Here is a 21,800-nt window from a genome sequence, read left to right as displayed (position 1 = left end):
ACGTAGGTTTTTGAACATATTCCACTATTTTTTTACAGCTTTTCAAGGCGTTAAGATGAATTATTGCTAAATATTTGTAATGCGTATGTCATGCTGTTGATTGGAGTGAAGGCTGGGCGATTTCTTGGGGATTAGCAATAGAGGAAAGAAGAACAATAGCATCACGTACTGTTATAACGCTTTCGTGACCAACATCTTGCCGCTGACGCTACGCTTTCGCGCAAAAAACATCTTGCCGCTGCCGCTACGCTTTCGCGCAAAAAACATCTTGCCGCTGACGCTACGCTTTCGCGCAAAAAACATCTTGCCGCTGCCGCTACGCTTTCGCGCAAAAAACATCCTGCCGCTGCCGCTACGCTTTCGCGCAAAAAACATCTGTCGCCACGACGCTCTCAGGAAAGAGCTTGGCCCGAGCGGATACCAATCCTATAGAGATGAGATTATGGGATATAGTACAATTTTTTAAAATAAAAAAAAACTACACATCAATTCGTTATTGCACAAATTTTGTGTAGTTCAAGTTTTAGAAATTAATGGTTATGAAATTGAGTCATTAATGATGTTAATAAAAGTATTAAAGGTCGAAGAGGTATTTTGTTCATTTTTTCGTGTGCAAAGATAAATAGGTCGCTGGATATCGATTTCTTTTATAAAAACTCGCGCTACTTGCTGTCGTTGAATAAAACTAGAAGCTGCGATGGATGGAGCTAACATCGTACCATATCCAGCCGCAATAGCGTGAATGGATTCATTGATGCCGTCCAGTTGTAGTCCTACTCTTGGTGGCGGGATCTTATGCACCTTACATAAAGCGTTTAAATATTCTTTCGTAGAGCTACCATCTTCTCGTGAAACGAATGGCTGCTGCATTAATTCGGCTAATGTCACTTTCTGCTCTGCCAGTGGATGACCAAATGGGACGATAAACCAATAATCGAGATTCATGAGAAATTGATAATTTATATCTGGATGATGACCATCCTCTTTTACGATAAAAGCCATATCACCCTTATAGTGTAGTAACTCTTCAATAACCTGCTGAGAATTAGCGGTTTTTATATGGATATTAGTTGTTGGATAGGCTTGTTTATACTTTGCGAGCCATTTTGGTAATAAAAAATGCGATGGGACATGGGTAGAAGCGATTTGTAATTCTTCATTACCTGTATTTTTTAATTGCTCTAGTTTGTTTTCAATATCCAACTCCAAATCAAATAAGCGCTGAGCCTGTTTAAATAAAAATTCCCCATTTTGTGTTAATGTAATTCCTCGACCTTTTGATTCTAAAAGAGTTAAGCCTACTTCTTTTTCCAAATTTCTAATTTGAATGGTAACGGCAGGTTGACTAATCATTAGAGCTTGCGCTGCCTTAGAAACACTATTGAGCTCTGCTACTTTTGTGAATAATCTAAGAGCATGTAAATTCATTATGTATCCCACCTCTTATAAAAATTTTTTATCCTTTTATATAAATTATATATTAGATTTATTAATTTTCACTCTGTATCCTTTTAATTACAAAAGGTTTTTAGGGGGTGGGGACATGATGAATCGACAGCACATCGGAATTTTATTTGGTGGAGTGCTATTACTTGTAGTGGCAATGGGGATTAGCAGGTTTGCATTCACACCAATTTTGCCATTTATGCGTCATGATGTCGGGTTTTCGTTTGAAGTTGCAGGGTTTTTAGCATCAAGTAATTATATTGGCTATTTCATTGGCGCTTTGTGGGCAGGATTTATCAATCGCCAAAAGAAGAACTTTTTATTGTTAAGTGTTGTTTTCAATGTCCTTTCTGTTGTTCTTATGGGAATCATTGAAATATATAGTGTTTGGCTTGTGCTTCGTCTGATTGCGGGCATTTCAGGGGGACTTATTTTTGTATTAACATGTAGTATTATTATGGATTATTTAGCAAAGCATGCACTTACACGATGGTCAGGCTATTTATTTGGTGGTATCGGATTAGGAATTGCTATTTCAGGTTTATTAGTCCCTGCTATCGAAGCACGTTTTGCTTGGCAAGGTACATGGATAGGCTTAGGGATTTTATCTGCTGTTTTTTTAGTGATAACATTTATACTTTGGAGAGGTTTGCATGTACAAGATAGTGAGAAAACCGCAAAATCCTCTGATGCAAAAATGACAAAGGGCTTTATGCCATGGCTAATTGTCGCATATGGTTTTGAGGGGTTAGGCTATATTATCACTGGTACTTTTTTAGTTGATATCATTCATAATATTCCTTCACTACAAGCATACTCTTCGTATAGCTGGGTTATTGTCGGGGTAGCGGCTATCCCATCAGCACCTGTTTGGACAGTATTATTAGAAAAATTCTCTGCCATCAAAATTTTGTTTGTTGCATATGTATTGCAAGTATTAGGTATCTTATTACCAGTCTTTTCACAAACAGTATGGAGCGTATTATTATCGTCATTTTTATTTGGCTTAACATTTGTAGGAATTGTAACGTTAACAACCTCCTATGCACGTCAGCTTTTCCCAACACAAAGCGGTCCAGTCGTATCATTGTTAACAACGTTTTATGCTTTTGGACAAATTATCGGGCCAATTATCGCGGGCCAGCTTGTGGCGGCTTATAGTAGCTATAAGGCAGCGCTTGTATTTGCAGGAGTCATTGTATTTTTTGCGTTGATTGTCATGTTATGTGGAAGATGGATCACTGTTAAACGACAGGCCACTTTAGACAATGTATTGCCTATCAAAACCCAATCCAGTCCTTAAATTAAAAAAGCCAGAAATCCGTTTGGGGATTTCTGGCTTGTGTTTTTACTTAAAGATGCCGTGCCTCAATCTAAATGATATAAAAAAATAAAATATAAGTCTATATCTTTTTTTTCGTTTATGGAAAAATATGAATGTGCACAAAGGACGTAACGTTACGATTCTATACAGAAATGAGTGATAGTATGGAGAGAACAATAACGACAGAAGAAGCAATTAAACGCTGGGATCAACACGCAGAAAGCTTTACTGCAGACTATGATGCACACGGTGGCATACACCGTGAAGTATTATTAAATCCAGCCATTTTTTCATTATTAGAAGAGGTGAAAGGAAAAAGGCTACTAGACGCAGGGTGCGGAGAAGGCTATTTAAGTAGAATACTTGCTCAAAAAGGGGCTATTGTTACAGCAGTTGATTATTCAGAAAAGATGCTAGAAATTGCTAGAGAAAGAACACATAAGGATATTCCTATACAATATAAACATGGAAATTGCGAAAAACTAGATTTTTTAGTAGATGAACAGTTCGATGGTATTGTTTCCAATATGGTCCTTCAAGATTTAGAAGATTATAAGGCGGCTTTGAGTGAAATGTATCGTCTTTTAAAACCTAATAGTACATTCATCTTTTCAATTCTTCACCCTTGCTTTGTTACACCTAATAGTGGATGGATCAGAAATGAAAAACTTGACCAACAGTATTGGAGAGTTCAGCGCTATTTTTATGAAGGTGTATATGATCAAAGGTTTCCGCTAGATTCTGATGAAAAAATTGTCTTTTATCATCGAACATTAACGAGCTATATGAAAGCAATTATTCAAGCAGGATTTACGATAGAAGACGTTATCGAACCGATGCCTTCAAAAGAGATGCTGACAAAGTATCCTCAATTCGAGGAAGATTTGCATTGTGCAGATTTCATAGTCTTCAAATTAAGAAAATAAAGGAGGGAAACATGTGCGTATATATCATGTCAGTGAGGAAAGTGATATTACAGTTTTTCATCCACGATTACCGGATCGACTAGATTTAGATCCGGAAAAAGGTCTAGTATGGGCAATCAACGATAAATGCTTGCCTAATTTCTTAACACCTAGGAATTGTCCCCGAGTTTGCTACCATATTGGTGCCGATACAACTGAACAGGATAAACATGACTATATAACATTGGCATCATGTGGACATGTCGTCGTGATTGAAAGCAAGTGGTTTGAGACGATGAAAAATACGAAACTCTACTTATATGAGTTTGATATCCAAGGGTTTACAATACAGGATCAAAATGCTGGTTATTATACAAGTGAAACAACGCAATATCCTATTGCTAAATTTGAAATAGCAAATTTATATGAGGAACTGTTTAAACGTAATATTGAATTACGGGTAGTCGATAGCCTGTGGAACATCTATGATGAAATTCAAAAAACAACATTGAATTGGTCGATGTGCAGAATGCAATTTGCGCAACCAAGAAAATAATTAGCCAAGCCCCGTAAACGATACTGTTACGTTTACGGGGCTTGTAATATTTAGATAGTAAGTACTAATGGGGTACTCTTAACATCAATTAATTTATTATTTTTATATGTAAATATGTATTCATAGTTGGCTGTTTCATCCAGCATTTTCGGTAAATAATATTTTAAATCTGCTATACCTACATTTTTAGGATGGAAAATCCATGATAGATCTTTCCAATCTAAAATGCCTTCTGCAACTTTAATCGGTGTCACATAATGATAGGATTCTGGTAATTCAGCAATAAAAGCATACATACAACCAAAGTCGGTTGATCCATCGGTCCATGTTATTTTCCCTTTGTATGTAATATCCTGCAGTACAATGCCCGTTTCTTCCTTAATTTCTCTTAATGCTCCAACCAGTGGAGTTTCATCTTTCTCAATCTTTCCTCCTACACCATTCCAAGCCCCCATCCATTTGGGAAATCCCTATTTAGCAGTAATATTTGGTCACCCTTCATAAGAAAACAAATTGTAAATTCAACCAAGTCTTGTCGCTCCTTTTAAATGATAAAACGAATTCAAATATAGATAATAAAATAGTAGCACAAATGAGTGAAATGGTTGTCCTACAAATAATAAAAAATGGTGTGAATAAATCAATATTACTCATTAAAAAGAGAATTAAGTAGGTCAAGGAAGTAATTTAAGGTCATAGTAAGGGCTGTTGACGGAATTTTCAAATGAGCTATAGTTGTGATTATACGAAATGGATAAAAATGAGGTGCGCATATGATTTTAATAAGCTCCTGCTTAGCGGGGTTAAAGGTACGTTATAACGGAACAGATAGTTTAGATGAAAGAATTCAACGGCTTGTGTTAGAAAATAAGGCGGTAACTGTATGTCCTGAACTTATGGGAGGCTTTTCGACGCCTCGTGAGCCCGCTGAAATTGTTGGAGGAGATGGTGAAGACGTTCTTGCTGGAAAAGCAAGAGTGGTAGAAAAATCTGGCCGTGATGTCACGGAGCTTTATATTAAGGGCGCATATGCAACATTACAGAAAGCACTCGAACTAGGCGCGACTAAAGTTATTTTAAAAGAGTATAGTCCATCTTGCGGCAGTGCGGTGATTTACAATGGGAATTTCAATGGGACGAAATTAGTTGGGGTAGGCGTAACTACTGCATTGCTAAGAAGAAATAATATTGGTGTTTTTTCTGAAGAAGTTTTTACGGATTTATTAATGCAAATTTGATCGGGAATGAGATTATTTTCGTTGATAACCAGCAACCAAGACAAGCGGCTATACAGCAGTAGGGGACGAAGAATATCCCACTGATTAAAGTTTCACTATATAGTTTAAAGAAAAAATAAGCTTTGGATATAAGATGATGTCCAAAGCTCTTTTCATAAAATTATAATGTGTTCACTTGCTCAATTTTTAATCCGAAAATTTGAGGCGGTTCAATCTTGTTCATTTGTAAATATGTAGAGATTTGTCCACGATGATGGATTTCATGTTCGGGAATTGACATAAGTATTCTCCAAGCACTAACTTCATGACCATGAAGGGTTAAAACCTTTTTTGATAACACATCGTTGCCAATTTTCAATAGACCCTTTGTTAATTTGATTTGACATGACTCTAAGTAATTTGAAATATCCTCAAGAGAAGCCCCTTTACTAGTATCATGTCCTGCGTACGTCCAAGAACCATTTTCAAATATACCAAGAAACATCAAACGAGCTGATGCAATATGTCGCAATAAATCACCTATAGAAAACTTATCTTCAGAAGGCTTCCAATTTAAAAGTTCATCAGGTATTGCCTTCAAATATTGCATAGTTCGTTTATGAACACCATCTAAATATTTTACATATTCCTCTATGTCATGAATCATGCCTTCACTCTCCCTTTTTTTCTGACCTCCATTACTTATATTCTTAATTTTTCGAAATTATCCTCTTGTAAATTTAAATAGTAGAAAGAGTTAACGTATAACGTATATGTTGTTTCTACATTTTGCTTACGTTTAAATGTAATAGAATCATTATGCTCTTCCATAATATGCTTACAAATAGACAATCCGAGGCCTGCTCCTTCATTTTTCACAGCAGTCTCACATTTAGCTTGAATACCTCTGAACCATAAGAACGCTCCTTCTTTAGAAATTTATCTCCTTTTTCGATTCGATAGGAGGAAAAACAACAGGACGACTAAGGATGAGTAGACGAAAATCCAAATAAATCGCCAATAAAAAATGTTCGGAATTGAAGCTATTGAATCTTCCGAACCCATCATTTCCAATGAAAGACGTACAGGTGGAAGCAGCCAAATTAGTCCCTTGATCTGAAGAATTGTCTCTTTTAAAGTTGCGATAACAACAGAAACAATTAAGATACCAATTACACCCCACCAAGTATTTTGCTTGTTTTTGACAAGTTCTCTAGTAAAAATAGCTGAAAGAGCAATAGCTAGTACAGATAAACTAAAATGAGAGAGGAATCCTAGTAATTGATGTATAAATCTTGGTTTTTCTCCAAAGGCACCAATTAGGGTTGGATAGATTACTGATATGCAACTTAAGAATAAACCAATTAGTACACAGATCATAAAAATTCCTAAATTGTATTGTGTTCGACTTTTTGCATGTAGTGTTGTAATTACTTTTTGCCCTTCATCTTCTGCGTGAAATAGTGTAACCGTAAACCATCCCATTAGAAAAAAGAGAATGATAGCTGTAAACGAATAGCTATCTAATATTGGATTCGGTATAAAAGTATAGTTAACAACAAGACATAAAACGAAAATCGAAAAAGGTGGAACATATTTATAGGTCCTTAAATAATTGATAAATTGATAGCGTAATAAACTAGTCATTGCTGCGTTTATTCCTCCTTAAAAATGGGTATAAAATTGTTCCTCCTTCTGATTGACTTGGATTAATTGGTTAATAGAGGCTTTTTTCTGTAGGAGATCCAATAATACTTGATCTGTATTTTCCGTCTTAATAACTGCAATTACCTTATGACAACCATTATTTAAAAGGGTTTGTTGTTGAATATCAAGAAGAGGTAATAGGTTATCTAATAATTTCAAGCTTGGAATTTCAAACATTAATTTATTTTTCGGTATATCATTGTTATTTAATGAATCAGCTTGAAGGATTTTATTATTGTGAATAACAAGTACTGTATCAACAAGATTGTGCAGTAATTTTGTTTCGTGACATGTTAAAACGATACTTAAGCCTTTGTCCTTTAATATAGAAAGGGTTTCTTCTAAATCGCTTTGGGCCTTAGGATCGAGTCCTGATAATGGTTCATCTAAGATTAGCAGATCTGTGTCTTCAAGCATTGCCTGCATAATCATAACTTTTTGCTTCATACCCTTAGAAAAGTTAACAATCCGAATGTTCCGAGCTTCCTCTAAATGAAATAATTCAAGTAAATTATTTATTTTTTGCTGTAGTTGTTTTTTTGCCATACCTCGAATACTGCCCATATGATAAAGATATTCTTCAGGTGTAAATAAAATATGAGAAGGGGTCACTTCTGGCACATAACCAATTTTTAAAGATTGCCGATGTTTTACAATAGAACCACTGTCGGCATCGACTAATTCTGCAATAATTTTAAGAAGGGTACTCTTACCTGATCCATTCTTTCCTACTAGAGCGATAATTTGATTAGCACAAATAGAAAATGTAGCGTTCTCTATAATTTTCTTACCTCTATACTGTTTAGAAATGTTCTGTATTTCCATAATCGTATTCATAATGACACACCTTTATTTTTAGGTTTTTAACCATTAACTGTAAGTTTAGTATAGATGAATATTAGTTCCTTTGCTAATATAGGTTATTTTTTCCTGGATGTATTTTCAGTAGGAGCTTTCTTGTATGCTGTTACTTTTGTTATAAATATTATAACTGGAGCTTCTTTTTTTAATTAAATAACCCCTAGATAAAAGAATCTAGGGGTTAAGTATGAATTATATTAGATCAAAATAAACGGCTAAAACGTCGTCATAGTAAACTTCGTCAATTCCGCTACTTCCGTATTTAGAGGTAGTTTTTTGTACCAATATCTTTTGGTTATAATGATCGATACTTTTTTAGACTTACAATATTTAATGTAATAAATACTAAAGCGAAGCAAGCAAGAACCGCTAAGTCGGCTAGAATTTCACTAAAGGTATATCCCTTATACATTACCCCGTTCAACGCGTCAGCGGCATAGTATAATGGCATAATACGACCAATATTTTGCAGCCACTCCACCATATTATCAAGTGGGAAAATACCTGAAAAGAAAATTTGCGGTACAATGACTAGCGGAATAAATTGCATCATTTGAAATTCTGAAGAGGCAAAACTTGATAAAAGAGCTCCTAATGATAATGAAACAAGTGCAACGATAATATTGATTAGTAGCACAAGCCAGATGGAGCCGACATGTACGATATCAAGGACATAAACCCCGAATAGAACAATAATAGTCGTTTGAATTAATGCAAACAATCCATAACCAATCATATAACCAGCAACAATTTCAGAACGTTTAATCGGCGTCGCTAGTAAGCGTTCCAAAGTCCCTGAAGTTCGTTCTTTTAACAACGCAATGCCTGTAATTAAAAAGACGAAAAAGAACACAAAGAAGCCTGTCAGCATTGGGCTAAAAATATCAAAAATAGCGGTATTTTCATCGCCATATACATAATCAGTTGTCAACTTCATCATGTCAGATTGTTCAGGCTGTAAAATTTGAGAAAGTTTCATCTTTAAAGCCTTGGCTGTCGACGGATCATCATTTAATAATGTGAGCTTCAATTGAGTTTCATGAAAAGCTAACCAGCCATCATACTTCTCATCTTTTAAACTGGCAATAGTGAAATCATTTTTTTCGATAACATCAAAATCCGCCTCTTCAAGCTTTTCAATTATTGATGTAGGACCATTTGATACGACTAGTGTCATTTCAGGTTCGTTACTATTAAAAACAAAATACATTAACGAAAGCACAAGAAGAGGTGCAAAAAATAATAAGGCGAGTGTACGTTTATCGCGTATCATTTGCTGCATAATTCTTGTAACAATTGCGCCGATTCTCATAGTGCTTCACCTCCAGCCTTTAAAAACACTTCATCAAAGTCCTTAGCCTGATAATGAGCTTTCAAATCATGTGGTGTTCCATGCGCGATAATATGACCATTACGTAGCATAGCTAACTGGTCACAGCGCTCGGCTTCATCCATTGCATGTGTCGTTACTAAAATTGTTTTATGCTCATCGTTTTTTAAACGAATTAACTCCTGCCAAATTTCCTTTTTCAATACTGGATCAATACCCACAGTTGGCTCATCTAAAATCAACAACTTTGGATTTTGGATAAGGGCAATTGCAAGGGATAATCTCCGTTTCATCCCTCCAGAATAATTCAACACCTTAATATTTAAATCATCCGTTAAATGAACAAGGCTTGCAGCATAATTGACACGCTCATCACGTTCTTTTTTTGATAATCGATAAAGCTTTGCAAAAAATTGAAGGTTCTCTTCACCAGTTAAATCCAAATACAGTGCATCAGATTGTGCCATATAGCCGATATCCGTCAGTAATTGCTTATGGGGGACTGTATGATTTAACACTTGAATACTACCATTATCAGGCTTGATCATTCCCATAATCATTTTAATTAAAGTCGTTTTCCCACAGCCTGAAGGACCAAGTAAGCCAATAAGCTGTCCCTTAGGAATTTCTAAGGAAAGCGGGGCAATTACTTGTTTTTGTTGAAACTTTTTTTCTATGGAGTTTAATGAAATTGCATTGTTTCCCATATATCCATCTCTCCTTTACTAAACACAGTGTTGATACCTGAAATTTTAAGGCAGTGTATTCGGAATTACAATAAACAGATAACCAAAAAGTGTTAAGTGATTTTTGTTTTTCACATTTTGAGTTAGGTGAAATCAGACTTATTAGGTCAAAAGACTTACTAATACCCTAGAAATCAATATAAATAGTAAAATGTTAACAAAAATTTCATGAATAACCATTTACTGAATTAGATTGATGAAAAAAATAATGAGGAACCGATAAATAAGGTAATACTGTAACTACAATCACTATTTGACCTTGTTGAGATCATTTAGATAACCATATAACTTCTTTCAGCACCTTATGAAAAAAGTTAAAACCTCCGGCGGATGTCATGGACTCGGAAAAGTGTTCACATAAGATGTTAGCCTAAAGTCATCGCATCCATGCGATAAAGGCTAACTGACCTGCATCGGTAATAATGTCACATCCTATGACATTACCGAAATGACCGACATCGTGTCAGCCCTCGTGCAGCCCTAAGCACAAATCCAATTCCAAATCCAGACACATTGTTTATCTGTGCGAAAGCGAAGCGACAGCAACAAATATACCGAGGCATAATTGATCAACATCGCTAAATACTAATAGGAATAAAATGATAATACAAAGGGAGGGCCAAATGTCTATTCACGATATTATGAATTTTGAAACAAAACGAGCTATAAAAAATGCATTACTTATACAGACAGAGGAAGTAGGTTTTGATAGAGTAACGGTAAAAAACCTAGCTACTACTGCAAACATAAATCGAGGAACTTTCTATTTACATTATAAAGATAAATTTGAAGTGATGGAGGATTTGCAGCAGGAATTATTAAATGAACTAGAAAGCTATGTAAAAAACGTTCAACCACTAGAAGCCTTTCACACGGTAAAAATAGGTCAACTTTATCAGCCGTTTATAGCAGTGTTTAAATATATTAAAGAGCATGCAACAGCCTTTCGAGTTATTTTAGGGGAGCAGGGGAGCCCCGCCTTTAGTAAGAGGATGAAGAAAGTTTTTAGTAATCATATATTGGACAGAATCTCTGTTATTCGAGAAGAAGGACTTGACCCAGAGTTTCAACAATATTTTGAAGCTTTTTTAACATCTGCGATTTTAGGTGTTATACAAGAATGGCTAAACAATGGAGATGAGGATTTAAACGTAGAGGAGTTAGCGATGATTCATTTTCGGTTATTGCGCTTCCTTGGTGATTTGGCATCTATGCAGCAATGATTTTTTATTAAAGAATCTGCCTACTACAAGATAGTAAGCAGATTCTGACAGATATAGCATTATAAATACAAATCACGTTTAACAAAAACGCGAATAGCTAGCATGTAGCATAGCAGCCCAATTAAAAATAATGCTCCTAGCATCCAAAGAGACGAACTATCTTGAGTCATTAATTTCTCAGGTGCAAATAATGAGTAAATCGTGAAGTACTTAAGCTTTTCTAAAGAACCACCCATATTACTAAGCGCTTGAATTAAATAAAAAAGAATTGGAATTCCTGTACTATATGCATAAGAGGTTCTTAAATCCTTGCTACTGCAGGATACAAAAAAGCAGTAGCCACTAATGGCAAAGTGTAAGAAAAAAAGACCGATATTTAATGTTAAAAAAGCACTTATATCCAATTCATTCGGAAAGAGAATCTTTGAAAATAAGATTGCAACCAAAGTTGTAATTGAGAGCAATATAAAGATGCTAGCGACTAAAAAAAATGCTTGCGTAAAAACAATTTTAAAACGTGTATTCGGTGTCGCGATTAGGTATGCCATGGAGCCATTATCGATATAGCCCATAATTAGTTTATTTGCCGACATAATGATGAAAACTAACGGCAGAATGAGTAATAAAAATCCATACAAATAGGTTGATAGAAATTCAATTAACGTATTACCTATGTTACTCATACCAAATGCTGACATTAATTCAGGCATTGTTTCGGTAAGCTTGTTAAGAGTATTGCTCATCTCAGGGTTATACATATAGACAATACTAATGATATAGAGCATTAGTACAGCGAGAATAATACAAAAAAGTTTAACGGTAGCTAGCACCTCATGTTTTAGTAAAGTAAAGTTCATGATTCTTTACCTCCACTTTCGTAGTAATGCATGAATATATCTTCAAGTGATTGTGAAATGATATCGAGGTCATTAATTTTATAGTCTGCTAATGTATGAAGCAATGTTTGGACATTACCCTGAACTTTTATAATTGCTTGAGTTGGGCTAATCTGTTCAATTTTAAGTTGCTCTCCTAAGAAACGAGACAACTCTTGCTCGCTTTGAAAATCAATTAAAAACTTTTTAGATTTTTGCTTTTTTAAGTCAGCAATTGTTTCAGTTGCTACAATTTTCCCCGCATTAAGTATCGCTACACGGTCACAAGTTTTTTCAATTTCTTCAATCATATGAGAGGACATGAATACTGTTGTTCCTTTTTCTTTTTCAGCTAAAATAAAATCGATAAACTTTGTTTGGATAAGGGGATCTAAGCCACTTGTCGGTTCATCTAGAATGACTATCTCAGGGTTATGCATAAATGTGCAAATGAGACCAAGTTTTTGCTTCATACCCTTTGACATTTTCTTAATAAGTCCATTGGCATTTAGTTCAAAGAATTGCATGAGTTCATTAGCTCTTGTTAAATCATTTAATCCTCGCATTTGGGCAATAAATTTGATAAATTGTTGTCCGGTCATTTTATCGATAAATGCAATTTCACCAGGTAAATAGCCTACAAATTTTTGAATTTCAGCCGTAGATTGTCGACAATCTAATCCTTTTATGAAACACTGTCCTTCTGTGGGCTGTAAGAAGCCCATTAAATGCCGTATTGTAGTAGATTTACCTGCACCATTTGGACCTAAAAATCCGAACACTTCACCTTTCTCAATTTGTAAGTCCACATTCTGTACACTATAAAAATCGCCGAACTTTTTAGTTAAATTATTGACCTCGATTAATGCCATACATTTCACCCCTTTGACTGTTCTTTAAAATGATTATAAGACTAATTATCAAAAAATAAATTACTATAAAATGAAACTTTAATCATTGGGCTACTACATCTTTCACTAATCGAGCTTTGTGCGATAAAAAAGAACATGAATGGCTTCTTTAAAAAGACTCCTTCATGTTCTGCGCTTAGTGATTATATATTCCCTGTAATATTAATTTGAAGATATCTATTCTCCATAATAATTATTAAGTGCTACTTCAAAACGTTCTTCTAGGTGCTTCGAAATATAACTCAACACAAATTGCTCCTTTTCCATCTCGATATGAGAGGAACGAAACATTTTGCTGAAAAAACCTGCTTTATTTTCTATAGAAAATTGCTGTAATGCTTCTGTCCGTAATGTCGACACAATTTCATTTTCGATTTGACGCTCACGAAGTTTTTGAACGATATCCTTAACGTTACGCTCTTGCAGTTCTAAAATTTGTTTTTGTAGATTTTCATTTTCTTGTTTAAGTTCAGCGGTTTCTTTTTGAAGTTCTTCAACTTGAAGATCCGATTCCGAGGATACTAATTGAATTTTTTGTGCGAGAAAGTCTTGATTTAACGTTACTTGCAATGCTCCATGCTCTTCGCTTGGGAAAATATTGAAAAGCCCCGTTTGTATCATTTGCTGAAGAACATTCCCAAGAACGTCAACTTTATTCACTAAATCATCAGTACCCATAGTTGTTGCAGTTATTTGATGATTGATGAATTGACCGTTGTCATCAATTCCAAGCAAAAGTTTTAAGCCTCTAACGCGGTGTTCATCTTTTAACAGTAAAATCATGCGAAGTCTTAAGATGGCAGGAAGATTTAAACGAATATTGGTGTTTGGGCTATTCGAAACATTATCAAAAATATACTGTTCGAATGGTTTAATGTAATAACGAAGCATCGCATCCGTAATTTCAAACCAACCTGCGACTTCTGCAATGGAATAATGATTCGATTCTTCAATATGCGCTAAATAGTCGTCATTATACAGTATTTCTTCTGAAGGCGTATTTTGTATTACGACAAACAATGGGTCATGTTGCACAATTCCGAGTACCATTTCTTTTGCATCATTTAGTTTAAGCATCCTTTCACACCCCACTTAATTTTTCCGTATAACTCTATATAGGTTTCTATTCTACTGGAAGCAATTGTATGACTATTTTGAATAGGAAATAATCATTAGAACCAATGAACTGAAGACTTTTTCTGACTCTTAAGAAAAATTTAAGAAATCTCCTCGTAAATCTTTAAGAAGTGCCCTTTATATTAAAAGTATTCAAATAATACTCGTGATCGGGGAGAGAGAAAATTTATGTTAACGTTCCTTACTGAATTTATAAAACATCCAAAAACTATAGGTGCGATTTCACCTAGTTCAAAAAAATTAGCAAAAAAAATGGTCGAGACAATTTGTTTTGAAAATGCCCAATGTATTGTTGAGCTAGGTCCAGGTACTGGTTCATTTACGAAAGAATTAATGAAAAGGAAAGAGCGTTCAACAAAGTTAATTCTTATTGAAAATAATGAGATTTTTTATGGAAAGCTACGTGAACAATTTCAGCATGAGCCGAGTATAATCGTAATACATGGATCAGCTGAGGATTTATGCAAATATATGTCAGCATTAAATATTGAAAAAATTGACTATGTCGTATCTGGGTTACCTTTTACATCATTGAATCCTGCAGTTTCCTCACGTATTTTACGGAATGTAAAGGAGTGCTTAGAAGACGGAAAATTTATTACATTCCAATATTCACTTGTTAGGAAATCCTTTATCCAAAACTATTTTGAGGATATTACACATGAAAAAGTATGGATTAACCTTCCACCTGCCTATGTGCTGAGCTGCAAACTTGGAAATGTGAGGGCTATTTAATGGGACTACAGGATCTTTTATCATATATTGAGCAATATGGTTATTTTGCTTTATTTTTCAGCTTATGGTTAGGAATCGTGGGTATGCCTCTACCTGATGAGATGATTGTTATGAGCGGCGGCTTTATGTCTTCGTTAGATAAAATGAGTGTGCTAAAAGCTTTTGTATTAACCTATCTAGGTGCAGTTTCAGGACTTTCCTTAGGATTTATTCTTGGTAAGGTGTTTGGCCATAAAATACTTGATAGATTGGTGAAAAAGAAGAAGGCTAAATATTTATTAAAGTCAAAAGAGCTACTAGATAGATACGGACATTTTGCTTTAGTTATAAGCTATTTCATACCAATTGTGAGACATATACTTCCTTACTTAGTAGGTATGAACAACATGCCGTTTAAAAAATACGCTTTGTATTACTATACAGCAGGTTTTGTTTGGACATTGATTTACTTTACACTTGGTTTATTCTTTGGAAAACACATTGAGCATATTTCCATAATAGCAACAAAATACGGTATATATTTTGGCGCTTTCGTCGTTATTGTTGGATGTTTTTATTATTTTTATAAACGAAAATTAAAGTCGGTAATGTAGAGTGTTTATATTATTTTTATATACTTAAAATAAAAAAATAGTTAAAATTAGGAAGTGTGTAAAGGTTGATTGGAGTGGAGACTGGTGACTCTCAGGAATCAGCGTCACAGCTAAGACCCAAGATCCTGTTGTTGCCGCTGTCGCTTCGCTTTCGCGCAGATAAAACCCTTTTGCTGACGCTACGTTAGCACTGCGCTTTCGCACAGACAAAAACACGTTGCTACCGCTACGCTTTCGTGCAAAAAAAATTGTGGGCCTAAAGCCTGTCACGGAATCGGAAAGGAGTTCTTTGAAATATCACAAAGCCGATTCCGGACGCGATTACGTCGAGGCATAAATTGATTATATTTTGAAATTGGTGGGATTAGATGAGTAAAGAAACAATACTTATTGTTGATGATGAAAAAGAGATTAGAAATCTTATTGCTATTTATTTAAAAAATGAAGGCTATGATGTTCTAGAAGCAAGTGATGGAGAGGAAGGCTTAAGTCTTTTAAAGAAACATAAAGTACATTTAATTGTTCTAGATATTATGATGCCGAATGTGGATGGTATTGAAATGTGTATGAAGGTACGAGAAATAGCCGAGATGCCAATTATTATGCTGTCAGCAAAGTCTCAAGATATGGATAAAATCGTTGGATTAACTTTAGGGGCTGATGATTATGTAACTAAGCCATTTAACCCTTTAGAGCTAATTGCGCGCATAAAATCTCAGCTGCGTAGATATATCAAAATGAATCGACTAGATGATATGAACGAAAATGAGATAGAGATTGGTGATATGCGAATCAATACCGAAACACATGAAGTAATCGTCAATAATGAAAAAGTGAAGCTTACGCCAAGGGAGTTTTCAATTCTTGATTTACTTGCAAGAAATCAAGGCATTGTGATGAGTGCTGAGCAAATTTATGAAAAGGTTTGGAAGGAAGAGGCTATACAGTCTGAAAACACGGTAATGGTACATATTCGTAAAATTCGAGAAAGAATTGAGACAAACCCGAGAAATCCTCAATATATTAAAACAGTATGGGGAGTAGGTTATAAAATTGAGAAAGATCATTAAGCCATTTAAATACATACTAAACAAGCTTAAATTGCTCATTTTAAACGCCATTACAAAAGTACGGCAAAGTATCAGAATACAACTTTTGACAACTTTTATTCTTTGTGCATTTTTAGGTTTACTTGGAGCAAAAGCCGCTCTTTCATTTGCTTTGAACATCAACCAAACAGCTAAGATTGATTATAGTCAAGGGATGCAGGAAATAAATGATCAAGCGAAGAGTGCCGCAGATCTAGCCAGCAATGATAATAGTTTAGAAGCAATACAGCAAATGATTGAATCAGAAAATTTAAAACTTGAAATGAAACAAAGTGCATTAAAAGTAATCGTTACCGATGAGAACGGAAAGGTTTTATACAAAACAAAGCAAGTGGAAGAGGAACAAATCAATTTGCATAATAAGATTAGGAATGTAATGGATTTTGCGATAAACCACCCACTCTATAATTATGAGATACCGGCAATCAAGCAATCGCGGGAAGAATTTATTGCCTTTTATCCATTAACTTTAGAAGAAAAAAACTTATATTTCTTTGTCAGTGGTATTCCTGAGGGGATGGTTATCGCGAGTTCGAATGAGGGTCTTATCCCATTATTTAGTGCAATTATTGTATTTACCTTTTCATTCTTCTATATAACGAAACGAAAAATGAAACAAATTGAGGTGTTGGCGGAGGGGGTTATGGAAATCGCAAAAGGGAATTTAGCCTATCGCATTAAGAAAAAAGGGCAGGATGAGATTGCTGTATTAACAGACAATGTTAATCATATGGCCGAAGCAATCATGACAAATATAGAGATGGAACGAAGGATTGAAAAACAAAAAAATGAATTAATTACTAATGTCTCGCATGACCTACGAACACCACTTACTTCGATTATGGGTTATTTACGATTGTTAAGAGATGAGAGATACGACACGAAGGAGCAATATGATGAGTATTTAAAGATTGCTTTCTCAAAATCCGAACAGTTAAAAAACCTAATTGATGATTTATTTGAATATACGAAGCTAACGAATGAAAGTATTATCCTTGGGCAACAAGAGGTATGTATCAATGAACTTCTCGATCAGTTAATCGAGGAGTTGATTCCTCAAGCGGAGGAAAACCATCGTACATTCAATAAAAATTTCTCGGAGGAGCGGATCTTTGCTACACTAGATTCTGAAAAAATTGTCAGGGTTTTTGATAATTTATTAATGAATGCAATTAAATATAGTACAGGTGATGGCGAGATTTTTGTTTCTCTTGAAAGAAAAGAAGAGAATGTTCAAATCTGTGTCGCAAATGAAAGTAATGAATTTACATCTGAAGAGCTAATGAGCCTATTTGATCGTTTTTATAAAAAAGATCAATCTAGAACAAGTGTAGCGGAAGGTTCAGGACTTGGACTTGCTATTGCTAAAAGCATTGTAGAACTACATGGTGGCAAAATTAACGCAAAATATACGGAAGGAATGTTGCAGTTTAACATCGAACTGCCAATTACAGCCTCCGGACGCAATTATGCCGAGGCAGATTGACTAAAAATAGAAAGGTAGCATTTAATAGAGCAATGCTACCTTTCTTCATGGGTGAATTAGTTGCTCAATAGTGAGAATATGATTGGCCTTAGTGTGGGGGAGTATCTTTTGTAAGTGCATTAAAATATTCTTGTCCTTAATAATAATTTGAATTTCTGTATAGCTATATTGTTTTTGGACTTCTTGAACATATTCTGTAATTTTCAATAAATGATGTGGCTCTTTCATTTCTACTTCTACAAAAAAGGGCAGCGTTAATTGATGTAAATTTAAGCAACCGCGACGAATCCAAATCGCTTCATTGACGTAATAACGGATAGGTAATTGACGATTACTTGCGATAAATAAATCCATTTATTTCTCCTTTTTTTATATCTTGATGTTAATAGTGACGGATAGCCTCCGCCTCCAATTATGGATAGGACCATGAAAATGATGGATAGCCCCGCCCAGATGATGGATAGAACTCTACCAAGTGTGGAAAGCCGCGACAAAGTTGATGGATAGAACCCCATAATGATGAATAGCCCCGCCTCAAATCGACGGATATTTGTACGCATCGATCGTCTCTAGAAAATATTTTAGCGCAGGTGACTGTACTTCGTCATTGCGATAAATAAACCAAGTTGGGATTTGTGCCTGCTTTGTTGCTAGTATGTGCATCGACAGTGACTGAGTATCCATATATTTTTGAGCGATTGCACGTGGCAGTAGTGTTACACCTAGCCCTGCAGCAACGCAGCCAATGATTCCATCGAGTGTGCCAAATTCCATACGCTTTTGTGGTTGCACACCGTCTTCACGCAACCAATGCTCCCAAATAGCTCTATATGAGCAGCCATGAGGAAAAGTAATAAATGTGCTGTTTTCTAAATCACGTTGGCTATCAATTCGTTTATGTTTGCTAGATGTGATGACAACAAGCTCCTCATAAACAAACTCCTTCGCAAGGATATTTTCTTTATAAACGGGTCCATTTACAAACGCACCATCTAATTCATAGTTTTCTAGCCGTTCGATATTTTGTTGAGATGGACTTGTCAATATAGTGATATCCACCTGATCATAGGCTTTATGGAAAGTAGTTAAGAGGGTAGGTAAGTGTAGTGCCGCAGTCGTTTCCATTGAACCAATTCGTAAAAGTCCTCTATTTTCCTCTGTATCCTGAAGTATTTCAAAGGATTTTTCATAGAGATGTAGCATTTTTAATACCATTTCATAAAACTGTTCTCCCTTTGGTGTCAATCGGATACCTCGATGTCCTCGATAAAAAAAGGTTGTTTGATACATAGCCTCAAGATTTTGTATTTTCATAGAGATGTTAGATTGGGTGTAATTAAGCTCTGCAGCAGCTTTAGAGAAGCTACCTGTTTGTACGACTGTCCGAAAAATTAAGAGATCATTAATATTCATATGTTCCCTCCAGCCATCAATTTATTTGATATCTATTATAAAGGATTAGTGCTATTTGTGATATCTGATTTTTCGTTATAGTGAGAAGGAGGGGAGGTAAAATATGCACAAGCAAACAGTTCAATATTTATTAGGAGGCATTTTTTCATTAGTCATTGCTATGAGTATTGGTCGTTTTTCCTATACGGTTATCTTGCCGTATATGCAAGATACTTTTGCCTTTAGTCATACTACAGCAGGTTTTCTAGCGACAAGTAATTATTTAGGATACTTAGTAGGAGCATTGGTGGCTGGTCGTTTACAAATAGGGGGTAAACGTATTCCTTTTTTACAAATATCACTCGTTATTAGCATTTTGACAACGGCTATGATGGGCTTTACTGATGCTGTTATCGTATGGTATGTGCTTCGTTTTATTTCTGGGGTTATGAGTGCATTAATCTTTGTAGTTGTTGCTAGCCTTGTACTCGATCAGTTAGCTGGGAATGGTAAAGCGCATTTATCAGGGCTTTTTTATAGCGGGGTAGGTGCAGGAATTGCTCTAAGTGCGGTTATTGTATCACCCATACATGCAATGTTTGATTGGAATGGAACGTGGATTGCTTTGGCGTTGTTTAGTGTCGTATTGCTTGTATTCGTCGTGTTGTTCATAAAGCCAGTTACTCAACATTCACAACAGAAACAAAGTCAAACAGTAGCGCCACAAAAAGTCCCACCTACGTCATGGATGAAGTGGCTAATTTTAGGTTATAGCTTAGAGGGCCTTGGCTATATTGTCACGGGAACATTTATCGTGTCAATCGCAGAAGAATCAACAAGCTTTCATGGTGATGCTACCTTTGTATGGTTTGTTGTCGGGATTGCAGCGATTCCATCCTGCATTGTTTGGTCTACGCTTGCACAGCGATATGGTTACGTGAGAACATTATTGATTTCTATGTTAATTCAAGGGTTAGGAATTATTTTACCCGCGTTTGCGACTAATAAAATGACACTTTATATAAGTGCCTTTATTTTTGGAGCAACTTTTATGGGAATTACTACAGTAGCGACAACATTAGCAAGACAAATATTGCCTGTGAACAGTCACAAAATATTAGGTTACCTAACTGCTGGATATGCTTTGGGACAAATGTTAGGTCCTTCACTTGCAGGAGCGCTAGCCAATTATACGAATAGCTATCAGTATGCCTTATTTGGCGCAACAGCCGTTGTAGTAATAGGAGCATTATGTCTTATTAGTGGATTAAAATATGAAAAAGTAAAAGTAGGAAAGCTAGCTACGCAAGTAAACCTTAAGTAAATAGACAAAGTAAGTAAGTCTACGAGTGACTTACTTACTTTTGTTTTAGTGGATATCACGTTTTTTGAAGTTCCCACCACGTACCTCTGATACATCAGAAATAACTACGAAGGCACTTTCATCGATATCTTTAATAATCGATACAAGTTTATTTTCTTCCATACGGTTAATGACACAGTTTAATATATCAGTTGGTTCATTGGAGAAACCGCCTCGTCCTTTAGTATATGTAACACCACGACCTAAACGAGCTTGAATAGCATCACCGATTTCATCTGATTTTGCACTAACAACACGAACATCTTTTGATTTTTCTAAACCAACTTGAATAATATCGATAACGTTTTTCGCAATATAATACGTTAAAGCTGAGTATAATGCACTTTCTAAGCCAAAAATAAAGCTTGCCCCTAAGAAAATAAAGGCATTAATAAATAATATAATATCCCCGACTGAAAATGGAATCTTACGTGATAGTAGCACAGCTAAAACCTCAGAACCATCCAAAGCGCCACCGTTACGTAAGACAATCCCAATCCCAACACCTAGTAACATACCACCAGATAAAACAATTAATAACGGATCATTTGGGCCTAAAATTGTTTTAACATCATGCATAAGCACTGTGGAAATAGAAAGAGCTGCTATCCCAGCACAACTCATCAATGCAAAAGTTTTACCTACTTGTTTGTAGCCAATCCAAATAAAAGGAATGTTTAATACAAAGAGCAGTACGCCTAATGGAATACCAAAAAGGTGTGCTCCCATAATACTAATACCTGTCACGCCACCATCAATGACATTGTTCGGAATTAATACCGCTTCAAGTCCATATGCTGCGATGATGGCGCCAATTATAATCATGATAAATTTTCGTGAGTTTTCAACTGTCTTTCTTCTTTTCATTAATCTTCTCCATTTCT

At 35.3% G+C, this 21,800-nt stretch carries 23 protein-coding genes and 2 pseudogenes; 11 read left to right on the top strand and 14 right to left on the bottom strand.

The genetic code is table 11. The annotated features are described in order from the left end of the window. Positions 1 to 124: 124 nt before the first annotated feature. Positions 125 to 466: a hypothetical protein gene (locus JNUCC51_RS05120; RefSeq protein ID WP_337991120.1), complete on the top strand. Its 342-nt coding sequence runs from the start codon at positions 125 to 127 to the stop codon at positions 464 to 466. A 71-nt stretch (positions 467 to 537) separates the two neighbouring features. Here JNUCC51_RS05120 and JNUCC51_RS05115 read toward each other — a convergent pair whose 3' ends face one another. Further along, positions 538 to 1,428: a LysR family transcriptional regulator gene (locus JNUCC51_RS05115; protein ID WP_337991119.1), complete on the bottom strand. Its 891-nt coding sequence runs from the start codon at positions 1,426 to 1,428 to the stop codon at positions 538 to 540. 118 nt (positions 1,429 to 1,546) lie between these two features. Between JNUCC51_RS05115 and JNUCC51_RS05110 the strand changes: the two genes are divergently transcribed. From JNUCC51_RS05110 to JNUCC51_RS05100, 3 genes are all read left to right on the top strand, one after another. Next, a complete protein-coding gene (locus tag JNUCC51_RS05110) occupies positions 1,547 to 2,749 on the top strand; it encodes a YbfB/YjiJ family MFS transporter (RefSeq protein WP_337992186.1) in 1,203 nt (400 codons plus the stop codon). Between the two features lie 185 nt (positions 2,750 to 2,934). Further along, entirely contained in the window at positions 2,935 to 3,696 is a 762-nt protein-coding gene (locus JNUCC51_RS05105) for a class I SAM-dependent methyltransferase (RefSeq protein ID WP_337991118.1), read from the top strand. Between the two features lie 13 nt (positions 3,697 to 3,709). After that, a complete protein-coding gene (locus JNUCC51_RS05100; RefSeq protein WP_337991117.1) occupies positions 3,710 to 4,231 on the top strand; it encodes a DUF6886 family protein in 522 nt (173 codons plus the stop codon). A gap of 50 nt (positions 4,232 to 4,281) precedes the next feature. On the opposite strand, the pseudogene JNUCC51_RS05095 reads toward JNUCC51_RS05100, so the two are convergent. Further along, positions 4,282 to 4,760, bottom strand: a pseudogene (locus JNUCC51_RS05095) (NUDIX hydrolase). A 244-nt stretch (positions 4,761 to 5,004) separates the two neighbouring features. On the opposite strand from JNUCC51_RS05095, the gene JNUCC51_RS05090 reads away from it, so the two are divergent. Further along, complete coding sequence (locus JNUCC51_RS05090; protein ID WP_337991116.1) at positions 5,005 to 5,469, top strand: 2-thiouracil desulfurase family protein; 465 nt, start codon at positions 5,005 to 5,007, stop codon at positions 5,467 to 5,469. A 160-nt stretch (positions 5,470 to 5,629) separates the two neighbouring features. Here the strand turns inward: JNUCC51_RS05090 and JNUCC51_RS05085 are convergent, their stop codons facing one another. The 6 genes and pseudogenes from JNUCC51_RS05085 to JNUCC51_RS05060 all read right to left on the bottom strand — a co-directional run bounded on the left by JNUCC51_RS05085 (position 5,630) and on the right by JNUCC51_RS05060 (position 10,053). After that, positions 5,630 to 6,115 carry a DinB family protein gene (locus JNUCC51_RS05085; protein WP_337991115.1) on the bottom strand — a complete coding sequence of 162 codons (486 nt, stop codon included), beginning with the start codon at positions 6,113 to 6,115 and terminating at the stop codon, positions 5,630 to 5,632. 35 nt (positions 6,116 to 6,150) lie between these two features. Then, the gene (locus JNUCC51_RS05080; RefSeq protein WP_337991114.1) at positions 6,151 to 6,327 is read right to left on the bottom strand and encodes an ATP-binding protein; all 177 of its coding nucleotides are present in this window, start codon (positions 6,325 to 6,327) and stop codon (positions 6,151 to 6,153) included. A gap of 60 nt (positions 6,328 to 6,387) precedes the next feature. Continuing rightward, positions 6,388 to 7,095, bottom strand: a complete 708-nt coding sequence (locus tag JNUCC51_RS05075; protein WP_337991113.1) for an ABC transporter permease — start codon at positions 7,093 to 7,095, stop codon at positions 6,388 to 6,390. Between the two features lie 18 nt (positions 7,096 to 7,113). After that, positions 7,114 to 7,902: pseudogene (locus JNUCC51_RS05070) on the bottom strand (ATP-binding cassette domain-containing protein); the annotation flags it as partial. Positions 7,903 to 8,311: 409 nt separating this feature from the next. Beyond that, entirely contained in the window at positions 8,312 to 9,328 is a 1,017-nt protein-coding gene (locus JNUCC51_RS05065) for an ABC transporter permease (protein ID WP_337991111.1), read from the bottom strand. Then, a complete protein-coding gene (locus JNUCC51_RS05060) occupies positions 9,325 to 10,053 on the bottom strand; it encodes an ABC transporter ATP-binding protein (RefSeq protein ID WP_337991110.1) in 729 nt (242 codons plus the stop codon). Before JNUCC51_RS05060 ends, JNUCC51_RS05065 begins: the two co-directional genes overlap by 4 nt. A gap of 662 nt (positions 10,054 to 10,715) precedes the next feature. On the opposite strand from JNUCC51_RS05060, the gene JNUCC51_RS05055 reads away from it, so the two are divergent. Next, positions 10,716 to 11,315, top strand: coding sequence for a TetR/AcrR family transcriptional regulator (locus JNUCC51_RS05055; protein ID WP_337991109.1), 600 nt, complete (start codon positions 10,716 to 10,718; stop codon positions 11,313 to 11,315). Between the two features lie 59 nt (positions 11,316 to 11,374). Here JNUCC51_RS05055 and JNUCC51_RS05050 read toward each other — a convergent pair whose 3' ends face one another. The 3 genes from JNUCC51_RS05050 to JNUCC51_RS05040 form a co-directional block, all read right to left on the bottom strand. Then, positions 11,375 to 12,172 carry an ABC transporter permease subunit gene (locus tag JNUCC51_RS05050; RefSeq protein ID WP_337991108.1) on the bottom strand — a complete coding sequence of 266 codons (798 nt, stop codon included), beginning with the start codon at positions 12,170 to 12,172 and terminating at the stop codon, positions 11,375 to 11,377. After that, entirely contained in the window at positions 12,169 to 13,062 is an 894-nt protein-coding gene (locus JNUCC51_RS05045; protein WP_337991107.1) for an ABC transporter ATP-binding protein, read from the bottom strand. Before JNUCC51_RS05045 ends, JNUCC51_RS05050 begins: the two co-directional genes overlap by 4 nt. A gap of 216 nt (positions 13,063 to 13,278) precedes the next feature. Further along, a complete protein-coding gene (locus tag JNUCC51_RS05040) occupies positions 13,279 to 14,178 on the bottom strand; it encodes a coiled-coil domain-containing protein (RefSeq protein WP_337991106.1) in 900 nt (299 codons plus the stop codon). 228 nt (positions 14,179 to 14,406) lie between these two features. On the opposite strand from JNUCC51_RS05040, the gene JNUCC51_RS05035 reads away from it, so the two are divergent. From JNUCC51_RS05035 to JNUCC51_RS05020, 4 genes are all read left to right on the top strand, one after another. Next, on the top strand, positions 14,407 to 14,973 hold the full coding sequence (locus JNUCC51_RS05035; protein ID WP_337991105.1) for a class I SAM-dependent methyltransferase: 567 nt from the start codon (positions 14,407 to 14,409) through the stop codon (positions 14,971 to 14,973). Beyond that, positions 14,973 to 15,566, top strand: a complete 594-nt coding sequence (locus tag JNUCC51_RS05030; protein ID WP_337991104.1) for a DedA family protein — start codon at positions 14,973 to 14,975, stop codon at positions 15,564 to 15,566. Before JNUCC51_RS05035 ends, JNUCC51_RS05030 begins: the two co-directional genes overlap by 1 nt. A gap of 368 nt (positions 15,567 to 15,934) precedes the next feature. Beyond that, positions 15,935 to 16,636, top strand: coding sequence for a response regulator transcription factor (locus JNUCC51_RS05025; protein WP_337991103.1), 702 nt, complete (start codon positions 15,935 to 15,937; stop codon positions 16,634 to 16,636). After that, positions 16,620 to 18,161 carry a sensor histidine kinase gene (locus tag JNUCC51_RS05020; protein WP_337991102.1) on the top strand — a complete coding sequence of 514 codons (1,542 nt, stop codon included), beginning with the start codon at positions 16,620 to 16,622 and terminating at the stop codon, positions 18,159 to 18,161. The genes JNUCC51_RS05025 and JNUCC51_RS05020 overlap by 17 nt, the downstream gene beginning before the upstream one ends. Before the next feature lie 45 nt (positions 18,162 to 18,206). Here the strand turns inward: JNUCC51_RS05020 and JNUCC51_RS05015 are convergent, their stop codons facing one another. After that, the gene (locus JNUCC51_RS05015) at positions 18,207 to 18,515 is read right to left on the bottom strand and encodes a hypothetical protein (RefSeq protein WP_337991101.1); all 309 of its coding nucleotides are present in this window, start codon (positions 18,513 to 18,515) and stop codon (positions 18,207 to 18,209) included. 180 nt (positions 18,516 to 18,695) lie between these two features. Beyond that, entirely contained in the window at positions 18,696 to 19,574 is an 879-nt protein-coding gene (locus tag JNUCC51_RS05010) for a LysR family transcriptional regulator (RefSeq protein ID WP_134023261.1), read from the bottom strand. A 103-nt stretch (positions 19,575 to 19,677) separates the two neighbouring features. Between JNUCC51_RS05010 and JNUCC51_RS05005 the strand changes: the two genes are divergently transcribed. Then, positions 19,678 to 20,877, top strand: a complete 1,200-nt coding sequence (locus JNUCC51_RS05005) for a YbfB/YjiJ family MFS transporter (RefSeq protein WP_337991100.1) — start codon at positions 19,678 to 19,680, stop codon at positions 20,875 to 20,877. Between the two features lie 45 nt (positions 20,878 to 20,922). Here JNUCC51_RS05005 and JNUCC51_RS05000 read toward each other — a convergent pair whose 3' ends face one another. Continuing rightward, a complete protein-coding gene (locus JNUCC51_RS05000) occupies positions 20,923 to 21,783 on the bottom strand; it encodes a YitT family protein (protein ID WP_337991099.1) in 861 nt (286 codons plus the stop codon). Positions 21,784 to 21,800 lie beyond the last annotated feature (17 nt).

The organism is Lysinibacillus sp. JNUCC 51 (genome assembly GCF_015999525.1).
In the GTDB taxonomy this organism is placed as follows: Bacteria; Bacillota; Bacilli; order Bacillales_A; family Planococcaceae; genus Lysinibacillus; species Lysinibacillus xylanilyticus.
This window is presented reverse-complemented; position numbering and strand designations above follow the sequence as displayed.